General features: G+C 66.4%; 15 protein-coding genes and 1 tRNA gene. 13 read left to right on the forward strand and 3 right to left on the reverse strand.

Annotation, left to right across the window (positions count from 1 at the left end):
• The first annotated feature begins 51 nt into the window (after nt 1-51).
• On the forward strand, nt 52-4,323 hold the full coding sequence (gene rpoC / locus JOY29_RS06585) for a DNA-directed RNA polymerase subunit beta' (protein WP_300975377.1): 4,272 nt from the start codon (nt 52-54) through the stop codon (nt 4,321-4,323).
• 202 nt (nt 4,324-4,525) lie between these two features.
• On the opposite strand, the gene JOY29_RS06590 is transcribed toward rpoC, so the two are convergent.
• Both JOY29_RS06590 and JOY29_RS06595 read right to left on the reverse strand, forming a co-directional pair.
• Nucleotides 4,526-4,663 carry an entericidin EcnA/B family protein gene (locus tag JOY29_RS06590; RefSeq protein ID WP_300975378.1) on the reverse strand — a complete coding sequence of 46 codons (138 nt, stop codon included), beginning with the start codon at nt 4,661-4,663 and terminating at the stop codon, nt 4,526-4,528.
• 42 nt (nt 4,664-4,705) lie between these two features.
• Nucleotides 4,706-4,831 carry an entericidin EcnA/B family protein gene (locus tag JOY29_RS06595; RefSeq protein ID WP_300975379.1) on the reverse strand — a complete coding sequence of 42 codons (126 nt, stop codon included), beginning with the start codon at nt 4,829-4,831 and terminating at the stop codon, nt 4,706-4,708.
• 130 nt (nt 4,832-4,961) lie between these two features.
• Here JOY29_RS06595 and JOY29_RS06600 point away from each other — a divergent pair.
• The 3 genes from JOY29_RS06600 (at nt 4,962) to JOY29_RS06610 (ending at nt 7,047) form a co-directional block, all read left to right on the forward strand.
• Nucleotides 4,962-5,047: transfer RNA gene (locus JOY29_RS06600), tRNA-Leu, on the forward strand.
• Between the two features lie 74 nt (nt 5,048-5,121).
• Nucleotides 5,122-6,729 (forward strand): EAL domain-containing protein, encoded by a 1,608-nt coding sequence (locus JOY29_RS06605; protein WP_300975380.1) that lies wholly within the window; start codon nt 5,122-5,124, stop codon nt 6,727-6,729.
• 123 nt (nt 6,730-6,852) lie between these two features.
• Nucleotides 6,853-7,047 (forward strand): hypothetical protein, encoded by a 195-nt coding sequence (locus JOY29_RS06610; protein WP_300975381.1) that lies wholly within the window; start codon nt 6,853-6,855, stop codon nt 7,045-7,047.
• A 15-nt stretch (nt 7,048-7,062) separates the two neighbouring features.
• On the opposite strand, the gene JOY29_RS06615 is transcribed toward JOY29_RS06610, so the two are convergent.
• Nucleotides 7,063-8,400 carry an MFS transporter gene (locus tag JOY29_RS06615; protein WP_300975495.1) on the reverse strand — a complete coding sequence of 446 codons (1,338 nt, stop codon included), beginning with the start codon at nt 8,398-8,400 and terminating at the stop codon, nt 7,063-7,065.
• A 120-nt stretch (nt 8,401-8,520) separates the two neighbouring features.
• Between JOY29_RS06615 and pgsA the strand changes: the two genes are divergently transcribed.
• The 9 genes from pgsA (at nt 8,521) to JOY29_RS06660 (ending at nt 15,061) form a co-directional block, all read left to right on the forward strand.
• Nucleotides 8,521-9,087, forward strand: a complete 567-nt coding sequence (gene pgsA, locus JOY29_RS06620; RefSeq protein WP_300975382.1) for a CDP-diacylglycerol--glycerol-3-phosphate 3-phosphatidyltransferase — start codon at nt 8,521-8,523, stop codon at nt 9,085-9,087.
• Between the two features lie 78 nt (nt 9,088-9,165).
• Nucleotides 9,166-9,465: an SCP2 sterol-binding domain-containing protein gene (locus JOY29_RS06625; protein WP_300975383.1), complete on the forward strand. Its 300-nt coding sequence runs from the start codon at nt 9,166-9,168 to the stop codon at nt 9,463-9,465.
• A 94-nt stretch (nt 9,466-9,559) separates the two neighbouring features.
• A complete protein-coding gene (locus tag JOY29_RS06630; protein ID WP_300975384.1) occupies nt 9,560-10,198 on the forward strand; it encodes a glutathione S-transferase N-terminal domain-containing protein in 639 nt (212 codons plus the stop codon).
• Between the two features lie 155 nt (nt 10,199-10,353).
• Nucleotides 10,354-11,064: a CoA transferase subunit A gene (locus JOY29_RS06635; RefSeq protein WP_300975385.1), complete on the forward strand. Its 711-nt coding sequence runs from the start codon at nt 10,354-10,356 to the stop codon at nt 11,062-11,064.
• Complete coding sequence (locus JOY29_RS06640) at nt 11,061-11,588, forward strand: hypothetical protein (RefSeq protein WP_300975386.1); 528 nt, start codon at nt 11,061-11,063, stop codon at nt 11,586-11,588. The genes JOY29_RS06635 and JOY29_RS06640 overlap by 4 nt, the downstream gene beginning before the upstream one ends.
• Nucleotides 11,588-12,223 carry a CoA transferase subunit B gene (locus JOY29_RS06645; RefSeq protein WP_300975387.1) on the forward strand — a complete coding sequence of 212 codons (636 nt, stop codon included), beginning with the start codon at nt 11,588-11,590 and terminating at the stop codon, nt 12,221-12,223. Before JOY29_RS06640 ends, JOY29_RS06645 begins: the two co-directional genes overlap by 1 nt.
• A 21-nt stretch (nt 12,224-12,244) precedes the next feature.
• On the forward strand, nt 12,245-13,738 hold the full coding sequence (locus JOY29_RS06650; RefSeq protein WP_300975388.1) for a S41 family peptidase: 1,494 nt from the start codon (nt 12,245-12,247) through the stop codon (nt 13,736-13,738).
• A gap of 16 nt (nt 13,739-13,754) precedes the next feature.
• Nucleotides 13,755-14,018: a hypothetical protein gene (locus tag JOY29_RS06655; RefSeq protein ID WP_300975389.1), complete on the forward strand. Its 264-nt coding sequence runs from the start codon at nt 13,755-13,757 to the stop codon at nt 14,016-14,018.
• Between the two features lie 47 nt (nt 14,019-14,065).
• On the forward strand, nt 14,066-15,061 hold the full coding sequence (locus tag JOY29_RS06660; protein WP_300975390.1) for an NADPH:quinone oxidoreductase family protein: 996 nt from the start codon (nt 14,066-14,068) through the stop codon (nt 15,059-15,061).
• Nucleotides 15,062-15,064 lie beyond the last annotated feature (3 nt).

The raw sequence follows: 15,064 nt of genomic DNA on the forward strand, positions 1-15,064 counted from the left end.
TTCCCTCCCCTAGCCCCTCCCGCCCGCGGGAGGGGAAAAGGACGAAAAAGTATGAACGAGCTGACCAACTTCGCGAACCCGGTGGCCAAGCCGGAGACTTTCGACCAGATCAAGATCGGCATCGCGTCCCCGGACAAGATCCGTTCCTGGTCGTTCGGCGAGATCAAGAAGCCCGAAACGATCAACTATCGCACGTTTAAGCCCGAGCGTGACGGCCTGTTCTGCGCGCGCATCTTCGGTCCGATCAAGGACTACGAATGCCTGTGCGGCAAGTACAAGCGCATGAAGTACAAGGGTATCGTCTGCGAGAAGTGCGGCGTCGAGGTGACCGTCTCGAAGGTCCGCCGCGAGCGCATGGGCCATATCGAGCTGGCCGCGCCGGTTGCCCACATCTGGTTCCTGAAGTCGTTGCCGAGCCGCATCGGCCTGCTGCTCGACATGCAGCTGAAGCAGCTCGAGCGCATCCTCTACTTCGAATCCTACGTGGTCATCGAGCCGGGCCTCACCCCGCTCGAGAAGTACCAGCTCCTCACCGAGGACGAGCTGCTCGAGGCGCAGGACACGCATGGCGAGGACGCCTTCTCGGCCGGCATCGGCGCCGAAGCGGTCAAGATCATGCTCATGGACCTCGACCTCGAGGGTGAGCGCAAGGCCCTGCTGGAAGAGCTTGCGGTCACCAAGTCCGAGCTCAAGCCCAAGAAGATCATCAAGCGGCTGAAGGTCGTCGAGAGCTTCCTCGAATCCGGCAACCGTCCGGAGTGGATGATCCTGGACGTCGTTCCGGTCATCCCGCCCGAGCTTCGCCCGCTGGTGCCGCTCGACGGCGGCCGCTTCGCGACGTCGGACCTCAACGATCTTTATCGCCGCGTCATCAACCGCAACAACCGCCTGAAGCGCCTGATCGAGCTGCGTGCGCCGGACATCATCGTCCGCAACGAGAAGCGCATGCTTCAGGAGGCGGTCGACGCCCTGTTCGACAACGGCCGCCGCGGCCGCACCATCACCGGTGCCAACAAGCGTCCGCTGAAGTCGCTCAGCGACATGCTCAAGGGCAAGCAGGGCCGCTTCCGCCAGAACCTGCTCGGCAAGCGCGTCGACTATTCGGGCCGTTCGGTCATCGTCACCGGTCCGGAGCTCAAGCTCCACCAGTGCGGCCTGCCCAAGAAGATGGCGCTCGAGCTGTTCAAGCCGTTCATCTACTCGCGCCTCGACGCCAAGGGTCTGTCCATGACCCTCAAGCAGGCCAAGAAGTGGGTCGAGAAGGAGCGCAAGGAAGTCTGGGACATCCTCGACGAGGTGATCCGCGAGCATCCGGTGCTGCTCAACCGCGCGCCGACGCTCCACCGCCTCGGAATCCAGGCGTTCGAGCCGGTGCTGATCGAGGGCAAGGCGATCCAGCTTCACCCGCTGGTCTGCGCCGCCTTCAACGCCGACTTCGACGGCGACCAGATGGCCGTGCACGTTCCGCTGAGCCTTGAGGCCCAGCTGGAAGCGCGCGTGCTGATGATGAGCACCAACAACATCCTCAGCCCCGCCAACGGCAAGCCGATCATCGTGCCGTCGCAGGACATGGTCCTCGGCCTCTACTATCTGTCGATGGAGAAGGACGGGGAGCCGGGCCAGGGTTCGCTGCTCGCCGACATGGCCGAGGTCCACCAGGCCCTCGCCGCCGGGGTGGTGACGCTCCACACCAAGATCGTCAGCCGCGTCCCGCAGACGGACGAGGCAGGCAAGACCTACATGAAGCGCTTCGAGACGACGCCGGGCCGCATGCTGCTCGGCGAGACGCTCCCGAAGAGCCACAAGGTGCCGTTCGAGACCGTCAACCGCCTTCTCACCAAAAAGGATATCGGAGACGTCATCGACGAGGTCTATCGTCACACCGGCCAGAAGGACACGGTGCTGTTCGCCGACGCCATCATGGGCCTCGGCTTCCGTCACGCGTTCAAGGCCGGCATCTCGTTCGGCAAGGACGACATGGTGATCCCGCAGGCCAAGGATGCGCTGGTCGATGAGACCCGCGCGCTCGTGAAGGATTACGAGCAGCAGTATCAGGACGGCCTGATCACCCAGCAGGAAAAGTACAACAAGGTGATCGACGCCTGGTCGCGTTGCGGTGATCGCGTCGCCCAGGAGATGATGAAGGAAATCTCGGCCACGCCGAAGGGCGACGACGGCCGCGAGCGCCCGGTCAACTCCATCTACATGATGGCCCACTCCGGTGCCCGTGGTTCGCAGGCCCAGATCAAGCAGCTGGCCGGCATGCGCGGCCTGATGGCCAAGCCGTCGGGCGAGATCATCGAGACTCCGATCATCTCGAACTTCAAGGAAGGCCTGACCGTCCTTGAATATTTCAACTCGACCCACGGCGCCCGCAAGGGCCTCGCGGACACGGCGCTCAAGACGGCGAACTCGGGTTACCTGACCCGCCGTCTCGTCGACGTCAGCCAGGACGCCGTCATCGTCGAGGAGGATTGCGGCACCGACCAGGCGCTGGAGATGCGTGCCATCGTCCAGGGCGGTTCGGTCATCGCCAGCCTCGCCGATCGCGTCCTCGGCCGCACCACGGCCGAAGAGGTGATCGATCCGAAGACCAGCGATACGCTGATCGAAGAAGGCGTGCTGCTCGATGAGGCGATGGTCGCGAAGCTCGAGGCCGCCGGCCTGCAGGGCATCAAGATCCGCTCGCCGCTGGTCTGCGCCAGCCGCCAGGGCGTCTGCGGCAAGTGCTACGGGCGTGACCTCGCCCGCGGTACGCCGGTCAACATCGGTGAAGCGGTCGGCGTCATCGCCGCCCAGTCGATCGGTGAGCCGGGCACGCAGCTGACCATGCGTACCTTCCACATCGGTGGTGCGGCGCAGCTCAACGAGCAGTCGAACCTCGAGGCGCCGGTCGACGGCACCATCGAGCTTCGCGACATGCCGACGATCACCGACCCGCGCGGCCGGCACATCTCGCTGTCGCGCTCGGGCGAGATCGCGATCCTCGACATGGACGGTCGCGAGCTTTCCACGCACCGCGTTCCCTACGGCGCGCACCTGCTGTGCGAGAGCGGGCACATCGTTTCGAAGGGCGATCGCATCGCCGAGTGGGATCCGAGCTTCAGCCCGGTGATCACCGAGAAGGCCGGTACCATCAAGTATCAGGACCTGATCGAGAACCGGACGATGACCGAGCAGACCGACGAGTCGACCGGCATCAGCCAGCGCGTCGTGACCGAGGACATGGCCAAGTCGAAGAAGGAGGATCTGCGTCCGCGCCTGACCCTGCTCGGCGACAATGCCACCGAAGCCGGTCTCTATCGCCTGGCGGCCGGCGCGATCGTCGCGGCCGAGGACGGCGCCACCGTGGAAGCCGGCGAAGTGCTCGCCCGCATGCCGCGTGAAGCCGCCAAGACGCGCGACATCACCGGCGGTCTGCCGCGCGTCGCCGAGCTGTTCGAGGCGCGCAAGCCGAAGGAGAATGCGATCATCGCCAAGGTGTCCGGCAAGGTCACCTTCATGAAGGACTACAAGGCCAAGCGTAAGATCGCGATCATCCCCGACGACGGTGGCGATCCGGTCGAATATCTGGTGCCCAAGTCCAAGGTGATCGACGTCCAGGAAGGCGACTACGTCAAGCGTGGCGACAACCTGGTCGGCGGTTCGCCCGATCCGCACGACATCCTCGAGGTGCTGGGCGTGGTCGCGCTGGCCGAATATCTCGTCACCGAGATCCAGGAAGTCTATCGACTTCAGGGCGTGAAGATCAACGACAAGCACATCGAGGTGATCGTTCGCCAGATGCTGCAGAAGGTCGAGATTACCGACGGCGGGGACACCACCCTGCTGGCCGGCGAGCAGGTCGACCGCGAGGAGATGGACGAGGTCAACAGCAAGCTTCCCAAGGGCGAACGCCCGGCGGTCGGCAAGCCGGTGCTCCTCGGCATCACCAAGGCCTCGCTCCAGACCCGCTCGTTCATCTCGGCGGCCTCCTTCCAGGAGACCACCCGGGTGCTCACCGAGGCGTCGGTGCAGGGCAAGATCGACACGCTCAATGGCCTCAAGGAGAATGTCATCGTCGGCCGCCTCATCCCGGCGGGTACCGGCGCGGGCATGAACCGCATGCGGGTAGCGGCGTCGAGCCGCGACGCGTCGCTCCGTGCGGCGCAGCGCAAGCTCGCCGACGCGCTGGTGGCGCCGAACAGCGCGGAAGAACTCCGCGCCGCGGAGCTCGCCCAGTCGCCGCGTGACGCCTCGGCGTCGGGTCACGACCCGCTCGGCGACGTGGTCCCCAGCGGCCACGGCACCGACGCGGACGCCGGCGATTATCTGCAGGACTAAGGAAGAAGCTGGTGCCTCCCCCTTCCGGGGGAGGTTTCAGCTACGATTGCGGAGGGGCTTGGAAACCGGCTTCGGCTAGACCCAGGCCTCCCCCCGCCTTCGGCAATGGCCCTCCGCGGGTGGAGGGCAGCTAAGCCGGGACAAAGAAAAACCCCGCCGGCTCATCACCGGCGGGGTTTTCCCTTTCAGCCCTGCGTTACGATCAGCAGCGAGCGCCGTTGATGGTATTTTCGGTGCAGTTGGCAGCCGAATTCAGGTCCTGGGCGGCGCCGCGGACGGTATTGCAGGCCGACAAGGCCAGCGAACCGCCGATCAGCGCCATGGTCACCAATTTGCGCATGGGTCAACTCCGTTGAACAGGCGGAATGACCCATGGCCGAAATCAGATGGCGTTGTCGACCGTGTTCGCCGCCGAATTCACGTCGGATGCCGCACCGCGAACGGTGTTGCATGCCGCAATGGTCATCGAACCTGCGATCAGGGCCAGGGTCATTACCTTGCGAATCATGGCTCATTCTCCTGTCTTGCGGCTGAACGAACGCGACAGGGGCTGACAGGGTCCCTTCCGGACCCGTTATTTTCCGATGAGCCGCCGCGCTTGACCGGCAGGCGCCCGCGCGGGCAAGCCACGGCGGCGTGCGGACGTGGCGGAATGGTAGACGCTGCCGACTTAAAATCGGCTTTCGGTAACGAAGTGCGGGTTCAAGTCCCGCCGTCCGCACCATCGGCAGCCGGCTCGGCTGGAAGGTATAACCAAAACGGAGCAAAATCTTAACGTCTGACGGGCAGAGAGGCGCCATGCTCGGCACGTCTCCCGCCCTGTTCTCGCGGCCTGCACGCACGGCAACGCGCCGCGCCGAATGGGTGATGGTCTTCTTCCTGCTCGGCGCCGTCGCCGCTTTCATCTGGAACGGCAGCGCGCTTCTCCGACTGCTTGCGAGCCAGCGGGTCAGCGGCCTCGATCCGAGTGTCCAGGTTGCCGCCGCGGCACTGGTCCTGAACGTCGCGCTGATCCTGTTCGGCTGGCGGCGATACGCCGACCTGCAGCAGGAGGCTGCCCTGCGTGCCGACGGCGAGCAGCGCGCGGCAAGGCAGGCCGCCACCGACAGCATCACCGGCCTCGCCAATCGCAAGGGCTTTGCCGAAGGGGTCGAACAGCTGTGCGAGCGCGCGCTCGACGCCGGCCACTGCCTCGTCATCATCTCGCTCCAGATGCAGCGCTTCAAGCGGATCAACGACCGCTTCGGCTACGACATGGGCGATGCGCTGCTGCGCGAGATCGCCGCCGCAATGCAGGCCGACGTTCCCGCCGATGCGGTGGTCGCGCGCCTGTCCGGCGACGAATTCGCCATCGCCGCCTGCATCCGCACGGCCGACCTCGCCACGGCCGAGACGCTGGCGGAAACACTGCTGCGCGACGTCAGCCGCACTTATGATCTGCAGGGCAGCTATGTGCAGGTCGGCGCCATCGCCGGCATCGCGAGCGGCTCGCCGGGCGTGCCATGCCGCGCCGCCGACCTCCTGCGCCGCGCCGACATTGCCCTCGATCATGCCCGCAGTGCCCGCGCCGCCCGGCCGACCTGGTTCGACGGTGGCATGGAGCTTGCGCTGATCGAGCGTAGCGAACTCGAACAGGCGATCCGGGTCGGCCTCGACCACGGCCAGTTCATTCCCTACTTCGAACCCCAGGTGGATCTCGTCACCGGCCGCCTTACCGGCTTCGAAGTGCTGGCGCGCTGGCAGCATCCCAATCGCGGCGTGCTCGGCGCCGAGCTGTTCATTCCGGTCGCCGAGGAAATGGGGCTGATGGGGCCGCTCTGCGAGGCGATCGTCACCCAGGCGCTCGACTCCGCCCGCGCGTGGGACCAGAGCCTCAGCCTGTCGGTCAACATCTCGCCCACCCAGCTCTCCGACCTGTGGCTCGCCCAGCGGCTGGTGCGCCTGCTCACCGAGCAGGGCTTCCCGCCGGAGCGGCTGATCGTGGAGATCACCGAAAGCTCGCTGTTCGCCGACCTCGACCTTGCCCGAAATCTGGTCGTCAGCCTCAAGAACCAGGGCATCCGCATCGCGCTCGACGATTTCGGCACCGGCTACTCCAGCCTTTCGCATCTGCGCATGCTGCCGCTCGACATGATCAAGATCGACAAGAGCTTCATCGCCACGCTCCACGTCGACCGGGAAAGCGCAGCGATCGTCAAGGCGGTGGCGACCCTCGCCCAGGCGCTCGACGTGCCGGTCACGGCCGAGGGTCTCGAGGATGCCGCCACCTACGAGAAGGCGGTCTCGCTCGGCGCGAGCACCGGCCAGGGCTGGTATCTCGGCAAGCCGATGGCGGCCGACAGCGTCGCCGATCTCCTTGCCCGTCGTCGGACGGAAAGCGCGCCCGAAGCCCGCCGCGTCGGCTGAATGGTTTCTGCCCTCGCCTTGAGCGAGGTGTGACCTGTTCCCGATTCCCACTCTGGCACAGGCCGAAACCAGCCCTGCGCGGACGCCGTTTGAACATGGTAAAATCCACGTTAAGGTCTTGCCATGCGCCGCCCGCGGGTTCTCGCCCTGCCCTTCTCGGTCCGCCTAGGTGGACCCCATCCGCTGAAGTTCGGCCACGGCCGGCGCTGGCTTCTCGAGTGGGCGGAGAAGCTGCCGCAAGGCTGGAGCGACGATGCCCGCCTGTTCGCCGGCGCCTATGCGGCGGGCTTCGTCGCCATAAGCCTGTTCATCGCTTAGCCGACTGAGCTCGGCTCAGGGCAGGCCCGCTGCCCGGCAGGCGTCCGCCAGCTTACGCCCGAGCCACGCCGAGACCAGGGTTCCAAACGCCACCAGCAGCAAAGTCTGTTCGACCGAAATGCCGAGCTGGACGAGACCGAACAGGATCACCGTTGCCCCGACCATCGCGCCCGAATTGACGATATTGTTCGCCGCCACGGTCCGCGCCGTCTCCGACTTGGGCACGGTGGTGGTGAGATAGGCGTAGAGCGGCACCACGAACATGCCGCCGAACGTCGCCACTCCGAACAGGCTCGCCACCACCGGCCATCCCGCCGGCTCGGCCAGAAAGGCACGGGTTCCGACCAGCTCCGGGAAGGGCGTCCACATGGTGCTGAGCACGTATAGCGCGAGCACGCAGACGCCCATCAAGATCGCCGAGACGGGCGCGAACCGGGCCGACACCTGGCCTTTCAGCAAACGATTGATGATCACCGACCCGGCCGCCACGCCCACCGAAAAGATGGCGAGGAACAGGGTCGCGACGCTCTGGTCGCCGCCGAAGACGTTCTTCACAAGCGGCGGAAATTGCGCGGCCAGCACCGCGCCCATCGCCCAGAAGAAGCTGATCGCCATGATCGCGACGAACAGACGCGGCACGTGCATGGTGGCCTTCACCAGCCGGATCGAGGCACGGAGGACGTGCCAGTCGACACCGGGGCGAGGAAGGTCGGGATCGTTGACCGTGCCGCTATCCTCGGTCGAAGGCGGTGCCGGGGGAACGAACTGGCCGGCGACGCGCCCGGCAACGGCGACCAGCAGCACCGCCAGCGCGGCATATTCGGCATGATAGCGCCCGTCGGGGTCCTGGAGGACCAGCAGCCCGCCGAGGATCGTCCCGCCCAGGATCGCGATATAGGTACCCGCCTCGACCAGCCCGGTCCCGCCCAGCACTTCGTCGCTCTGCAGATGCTGCGGCAGAATCGCGTATTTGATGGGTCCGAAGAAGGTCGAATGAATGCCCATGGCGGCCAGCGCCACCAGCATCAGCGGCACGTTCAGGAGCAGCAGCCCCGCCGCACCGAACATCATGATTCCAATCTCGGCCGTCTTCACAGCGCGGATGATGCGCGTCTTGTCGATCGCGTCGGCCAGCTGTCCGGACAGTGCCGACAGCAGGAAGAAGGGCAGGATGAACAGCCCCCCGGCAAGCGCCGAGAAGGCGGCTTCCTGTTCCGCCGACCGGTAGATGCCGTAGATGACCAGCATCACCATGGCGGTGCGGAACAGATTGTCGTTGAAGGCACCGAGGAACTGCGTGACGAACAGCGGAAGGAAGCGCCGGGTCTTCAGCAGGTGCGTGACGTTCTGGATCAAGGGCGTCCGATCGGAGACTGGGACTGGAAACCAGGGCCTTAGCCCGCTCCCCCGCCGCCGCCAACATCGCCCTTTTGGCAAAGCCGCACCGTCCGGCTATTCACGCGTTCACGAGCCATGCTGTCGCTGCCCAACCTCCTGACCCTGTCGCGCATCTTCGCGGTGCCGATCCTGGTGTTCCTGCTGTGGACTCCGACGCCGCTCGACTATCTCATCACCTTCATCCTCTACTGCATCGTCGGGATCACCGATTATTTCGACGGCTATCTCGCCCGCTCCCACGGCCAGATCAGTCGTCTCGGCCAGTTCCTCGATCCGATCGCCGACAAGATCATGGTCGCCGCCGTCATCCTGATGCTGGTATCGAGCCGCCAGCCGGGCGCCGAGCCGATCATCCACGGCTTCCACCTCATCCCCGCCGGAGTCATCCTCCTGCGCGAGATCATCGTCTCGGGCCTGCGCGAATTCCTTGCTCCGCTTCACGTCTCCATGCCCGTCAGCAAGCTCGCCAAGTGGAAGACCACCTTCCAGCTGGTCGCCCTTGGCGCGCTGATCCTCGCCGGCGCGACGCCGGACATCTGGTGGGTCCACTGGACCGGCCTCGCCAGCCTGTGGGCGGCCGCCATTCTCACCGGCATCACCGGCTGGGATTATCTGCGCATCGGCATCAAGCACATGGACTGAGGCCGTCTGCTTGTCCGCGCGCCCAAGCGCTTCTAATCGCGTTACAGCGTCACAAATCCACACAAGAGGAGCTACTCGATGACCAAGCAGGAACTGGTAAGCAAGATGCAGGAAGCCGGTGCGTTCGTGCCCGGCAAGAAGGTGAAGCTCGACTTCGGCGACGAGGGCGCCATCCTGCTCGACGGCCAGTCCAACCAGGTCACCGAGGATTCCGCCGCCGCCGCCGACACCACCATCAAGGTGAACTGGGCCGACTGGCAGGCGATGGCCGCCGGCCAGCTCGACGGCATGACCGCCTTCATGACGGGCAAGCTCAAGGTCGAGGGCGACATGTCCAACGCCATGCAGCTCCAGGGCGTGCTGGCGAAGCTGCGCTGAAGCCGTTCCCCGGCGATAGCCGGAGCCCCGTGCCCTCGCTTCAGGCGGGAACAAAGGCACCGGGCTCCTGCTTTCGCAGGAGAACGGAGAAACCATGCCAACCCTTTACTACGCCCCCGGCACCTGCGCCCTCGTCACCCACATCGCGCTCGAAGAGACCGGCGCACCCTACGAAACGGTTCGGCTGGATTTCGCCAAGGGTGAGCAGAAGTCGCCCGAATATCTCGCCGTCAACCCGCACGCCCGCGTGCCCGCGCTCGTCACCGAAGAGGGCACGATCACCGAAAATCTCGCCATCCTCGGCTACATTGCCGATATTCATGGCGCCGAGGGTTCGATCCCGCGCGGGAACGCCTACGAGACGGCACGGGCGATGCAGCTTCTCTCCTGGCTGAGCGGCACCGTCCACGGCATCGCCTTCGCCGCTCTCTTCCGTCCCGGTCGCTTCAGCCTCGATGAAGCGGTCCAGAAGGGCATCACCGAAGGCGCCCACGCCAACCTCACCAGCCATTTCGTTGAGCTCGATGACCTCTGCGGCGCCGGCTGGCTGGCTGGCGACCGTTTCACCGCCGCCGACAGCTATGCCGCCGTCTTCTACCGCTGGGCCCGAGGCGCCAAGTTCGACCTCGGCCTCTATCCCCGCTGGAGCGCCCTCGTCGGCCGCGTCATCGATCGCCCGGCCGTCCTCCGCGCCATCGCGGCAGAAGGCCTCAAGCTCGAAAGCTTCGCCTAGGAGCAACACCCCCTTTCGCCGAGCGAAGTCGAACGCCGCCACCCTTGTTCGACGCCGCTCGGCACGGAGGCCGAGGATGCCGGGTGGAGCCCTTTGATGAAGTTGAAAACTCTTTCAACTTGTGCGCTCACGCCGCTCCCGATTAAGAGCAGGCCATGGCCAAGAAGATCTACCCCGACGCCGCCGCCGCCCTCGACGGCCTCCTCCGCGACGGCATCACCATCGCTGCCGGCGGCTTCGGTCTGTGCGGCATCCCGGAGCGCCTGATCGACGCCATTGTCGCCAGCGGGGCGAGGGACCTGACCGTCGCCTCCAACAATGCCGGCATCGACAACCAAGGCCTCGGCAAGCTCCTGCGCACCCGTCAGATCCGGAAGATGATCTCGTCCTACGTCGGCGAGAACAAGGAGTTCGAGCGCCAGTATCTCGCCGGTGAGTTGGAGGTCGAATTCTGTCCCCAGGGCACGCTGGCCGAGCGGATGCGGGCCGGCGGCGCGGGCATTCCGGGATTTTATACCAAGACGGGCGTCGGCACGAAGGTCGCCGAGGGCAAGGAAGTGAAGGAATTCGACGGCGAGGAATATATCCTCGAGCGCGGAATCCGCGCCGACCTCGCCATCATCAAGGGCTGGAAGGCGGACGAGAGCGGCAACCTCGTCTTCCGCAAGACCGCCCGCAACTTCAACCAGCCCGCCGCCACCTGCGGCAAGATTTGCGTCGCGGAAGTGGAGGAGATCGTGCCCGTCGGCAGCCTCGACCCCGACGCCATCCACCTGCCCGGCGTCTACGTGAAGCGCCTCATTCTCGGCGCTCCCTACGACAAGAAGATCGAGTTCCGCACCGTGCGGGCTCGGGAGGCCGCGTGAGCGTCCTTCTCGCCGTCGCGCTCGGCGCCATGCAGCCGACCCCCGCTGCGCCCCTGATCGGGAAGGCGGACGTGGTAAAGCCGCTCGGCACGCAGGCAGCTGAGGAAGCCCTGATCCGCCAGGCCATCGCGGACGTCTATGCCGTCATTTCTGGCCCTGCTGGCCAGAAGCGCGATTTCGCCCGCATGAAGAGCCTGTTCACCCCCGACGCGCGACTGTACGCCGTCGGCCGGAACGGGCTGCAGGGTGGCTCGCTCGACGATTATGTCGCCAAGAACGGCTCCAGCCTGGAGAAAGTCGGCTTCACCGAGCGCGAGCTTTCCAGCCGGGTGCAGATCTTCGGCAATGTTGCGCAGGTCTGGTCCTCCTACGCCGGCACCAGCACCGATGGCAGCATCAACGTGCGCGGTATCAACAGCTTCCAGCTTGCTCGCCAGATAGACGGCCGGTGGCTGGTTCATTCAATTCTCTGGCAGGCCGAGACCCCGGCATTGCCCCTCCCGAAAGACATGGAAGCCCGCTGATGTCCTGGACCCGTGACGACATGGCCGCCCGCGCCGCGAAGGAACTGCGCGACGGCTTCTACGTGAACCTCGGAATCGGCATTCCAACGCTCGTCGCCAACCACATTCCCGAGGGGCTCGAGGTGACGTTGCAGTCCGAAAACGGCATGCTCGGCATCGGGCCCTTCCCCTACGAAGACGAGGTCGACGCCGACCTCATCAACGCGGGCAAGCAGACCATCTCCGAGCTTCCCTCGTCGGTCTATTTCAGCTCGGCCGACAGTTTCGCGATGATCCGCGGCGGCCACATCGACCTGACTGTCCTGGGCGCGATGGAAGTCAGCCAAGGCGGCGACATCGCCAACTGGATGATCCCCGGCAAGATGATCAAGGGCATGGGCGGCGCCATGGACCTGGTCGCCGGCGTCAAGAAGATCATCGTCGTGATGGAGCATGTCTCCAAGAACGGCGACCCCAAGTTCATCCCCGCATGCACGCTCCCGCTGACGGGCAAGAATGTGGTCGACATGATCATCACCGACCTCGCCGTCTTCCAGCGACCCGACCACGACAGCCCCTTCCGGCTGATCGAAACCGCGCCGGGGGTCAGCGCGGACGAGGTGCGGGAGAAGACCACGGCCAGCTACGAGGGCTGAACGCAAGCAGGGGGGGCAAGGATGGCAAGCAAGGCGAAGCTTCTGGCGGCGTCGGCCGCGCTTCTTTCTGTTCCTGCCCTTGCCGACCCGCCTGCCGAGCGCGACTGGGGCGCCGCCCTCGCCCGCGACGCGCAGGCGCTGCACGACGATATCGCCGCCAATCATCCCGGGCCGGTCAACAGCCTCGATCCGACCTTTGCCGCCATCAATGATCGTCAGTTGGCGATCGCGCTCGAGCGCGCGAAGACCGCCCGGACCTACGCGGACTATTATTTCCCGCTTCGGATCTACGTGTCCGCCTTCGACGACGGACATCTCGGTTTCGGCGCGCTCGGCGATACGCCGAACGAGGTCCGCTGGCCCGGCTTTGCGACCCGCTACGACGGACGTGGCCGGGTCGTGGTCGGTACTGCGGAGCCGGCCCAGCCGGTCCCCAAGGGCGCCGAGCTCGTCGAGTGCGACGGGATGAGCGCAGATCGCTACGCCGAGGCGACGCTCGGCACCATGTGGGGGCGCTGGGCGCTGGAAGCGCAGCGCCAGCGCTGGGGCAGCCTGCTGTTCATCGACGAAGGCAGCAAGCTCGTTCCACTCGCCCGCAGCTGTACCTTCGCCGTCGGCGGCAGGAACCGGAAGGTTGCGCTCAATTGGCAGCCTCTGGAACCCGCGCGGGTCGGCGACCTGCTGGGCCAAATGCGCGGCAGTTTTAGCCGGTCCTTCGGCATTCGCACGGCCAGCAATGGCCTGCAGTGGATCGCGGCCCCGTCGTTCAATGGCGAGAGCGGCTCGGCAGCGGCCAAGGCGCTGCCGCCGCTGATCGCCAGGCTCCGGTCGGACCGGGCAGCGCTCCTCGCCGCGCCCGCGATCGTCCTCGACCTCCGCGGAAACGGAGGCGGCTCGTCCGACTGGGGGCGCCAGATCGCCGACGCCCTGTGGGGAAGCGCAGCCCTCGCCGCCGTGAAAGCGGATGACGTGCAGGTCGACTGGCGCGCCTCGCCCGACAATCTCGTCAGCATCGCCACCGCCTATGCCGACCGGCGCAGCGCGGAGGGCTTCTCCCCCGAGGCCGACAATTGGTTTCGCTCGGTCATTGGCGGACTCGGCATGGCGGTCGCGCGCAAGCAGCCCCTGTGGCGCCATGTCGACCTCGATGTCTCGGCCACGCCGGCGCCGGCAGCAGTCCCGGCAGCCGCGCCCGCCGCCGCACTGCCCCGCCCGGTCTTCGTCCTCACGGACGCTTCCTGTGCCTCGGCATGTCTCGACGCCATCGACCTGTGGACCAGCCTCGGGGCCATTCAGATCGGGCGCGCGACCAGCGCCGACACGCTCTACATGGACGTTCGCGACCGGACCCTGCCGTCCGGCCTGGCCAGCATCAGCGTTCCGATGAAGGTCTATCGCGGCCGGAAGCGAGGCTCGAATCAGCCTGCCATTCCGCGCTTCCGCTTTGCCGGCGACATCGACGACACGCCCGCCCTCGAACGATGGGTTGCGACCCTTGCCGCACCTCGCCGTTAGGCCGCTCCTCGGCGCCGTGCTGGCGCTCGCCCTTGCCTCGGCCTGCGCTCCCCGCGGGCCGACCGTCATCGATGGTTCGTCAGAAAAGCAGTTCGAGGAGACCTCCAGCCTGGCACGGGACGATCTGCCGATCGCCGACCGGCTCGACTACGACCGCGCCCTCGCCGGAGTTCCTGCGCGGCGCTACGCCCATTCCGATCACGAGGGGCTCCGCCGAACCACCTTCGACGGCATGACCGCCGCCGAGGTCGTCCAAGACTTCCGCCGCCGCCAGCGCTGACCGGCAAGTAGCTGGACCGGGCCGTCCCCCAGGCTAAAAGGATCGTCATGAAAGCCCTGCTCAGCACCGCTCCCGGCGGCCCCGACACCCTCCAGCTCGCCGAGCTGCACGATCCCACGCCGTCCGCCGGCGAACTGCTCGTGCGCGTCCATGCCGCGGCCATCAACTATCCCGACGTTCTCATCATCGAGGACAAGTATCAGATGCGCCCGCCCCGTCCCTTCGCCCCCGGCGGCGAGATCGCTGGCGAGGTGCTGAGCGTCGGGGAAGGTGTCGAAGGCTGGGCGCCCGGCGATCGCCTCATCGCCGTCCCCGGCTTCGGCGGCCTGGTCGAAAAGATCGTTATCCCTGCCAAGAGCGCCTTTCGACTTCCCGCCAGCCGCAGCTTCACCGAGGGCGCGGCTTTGCTCCTCACCTATGCCACCTCCATCCATGCTTTGTGGGACCGCGGCCAGCTCAAGGACGGCGAGACCCTGCTGGTGCTGGGCGCGGCCGGCGGCGTCGGCCTTGCTGCGGTCGAGCTCGGCAAGGCACGCGGCGCCCGCGTCATCGCCGCCGTCTCCAGCGAGGAAAAGGCCACCGCCGCCCGCGAGGCCGGCGCGGACATTACCCTCGTCTACCCGCGCGGCCCCTTCGACAAGGACGCCAGCAAGGCCCTCGCCGAACAGTTCAAGGCCGCGGTCAGCCCCGCCGGCGCCGACGTCATCTACGATCCGGTCGGCGGCGACTATTGCGAGCCCGCCCTGCGCGCCATTGCCTGGGAAGGCCGCTACCTCGTGGTCGGCTTCCCCGCCGGCATCCCCAGGCTCCCGCTCAACTTGACCCTGCTCAAGAGCTGCGACGTCCGCGGCGTCTTCTGGGGCGCCTTCGCGGCGCGCGATCCAAGGGCCAACCAGGCCCATGTCGAGGAGCTGTTCGCCCTGTGGGACGCCGGCAAGATCGCGCCAAGGGTCAGCGCCACCTACCCGCTAGAGCGCGCCGGCGACGCCATCGCCGCCATGGCCGCCCGGCAGGTCATCGGCAAGCTGGTGGTCGAGCTCTGAAGC

It is taken from the genome of Sphingomonas sp. LHG3406-1, assembly GCF_029637485.1.
Taxonomy (GTDB): Bacteria; Pseudomonadota; Alphaproteobacteria; order Sphingomonadales; family Sphingomonadaceae; genus Sphingomicrobium.

Bases quoted from the DNA above. Each gene is read 5' to 3' on its own strand.
- JOY29_RS06630 (WP_300975384.1), top strand. From the start codon at position 9,560: ATGCCAACCCTTTACTACGCCCCCGGCACCTGCGCCCTCGTCACCCAC.
- JOY29_RS06635 (WP_300975385.1), top strand. From the start codon at position 10,354: ATGGCCAAGAAGATCTACCCCGACGCCGCCGCCGCCCTCGACGGCCTC.
- JOY29_RS06590 (WP_300975378.1), bottom strand. From the start codon at position 4,663: ATGCGCAAATTGGTGACCATGGCGCTGATCGGCGGTTCGCTGGCCTTG.
- JOY29_RS06650 (WP_300975388.1), top strand. From the start codon at position 12,245: ATGGCAAGCAAGGCGAAGCTTCTGGCGGCGTCGGCCGCGCTTCTTTCT.
- JOY29_RS06660 (WP_300975390.1), top strand. From the start codon at position 14,066: ATGAAAGCCCTGCTCAGCACCGCTCCCGGCGGCCCCGACACCCTCCAG.
- JOY29_RS06605 (WP_300975380.1), top strand. From the start codon at position 5,122: ATGCTCGGCACGTCTCCCGCCCTGTTCTCGCGGCCTGCACGCACGGCA.
- JOY29_RS06645 (WP_300975387.1), top strand. From the start codon at position 11,588: ATGTCCTGGACCCGTGACGACATGGCCGCCCGCGCCGCGAAGGAACTG.
- rpoC (WP_300975377.1), top strand. From the start codon at position 52: ATGAACGAGCTGACCAACTTCGCGAACCCGGTGGCCAAGCCGGAGACT.
- JOY29_RS06625 (WP_300975383.1), top strand. From the start codon at position 9,166: ATGACCAAGCAGGAACTGGTAAGCAAGATGCAGGAAGCCGGTGCGTTC.
- pgsA (WP_300975382.1), top strand. From the start codon at position 8,521: ATGCTGTCGCTGCCCAACCTCCTGACCCTGTCGCGCATCTTCGCGGTG.
- JOY29_RS06595 (WP_300975379.1), bottom strand. From the start codon at position 4,831: ATGATTCGCAAGGTAATGACCCTGGCCCTGATCGCAGGTTCGATGACC.
- JOY29_RS06610 (WP_300975381.1), top strand. From the start codon at position 6,853: ATGCGCCGCCCGCGGGTTCTCGCCCTGCCCTTCTCGGTCCGCCTAGGT.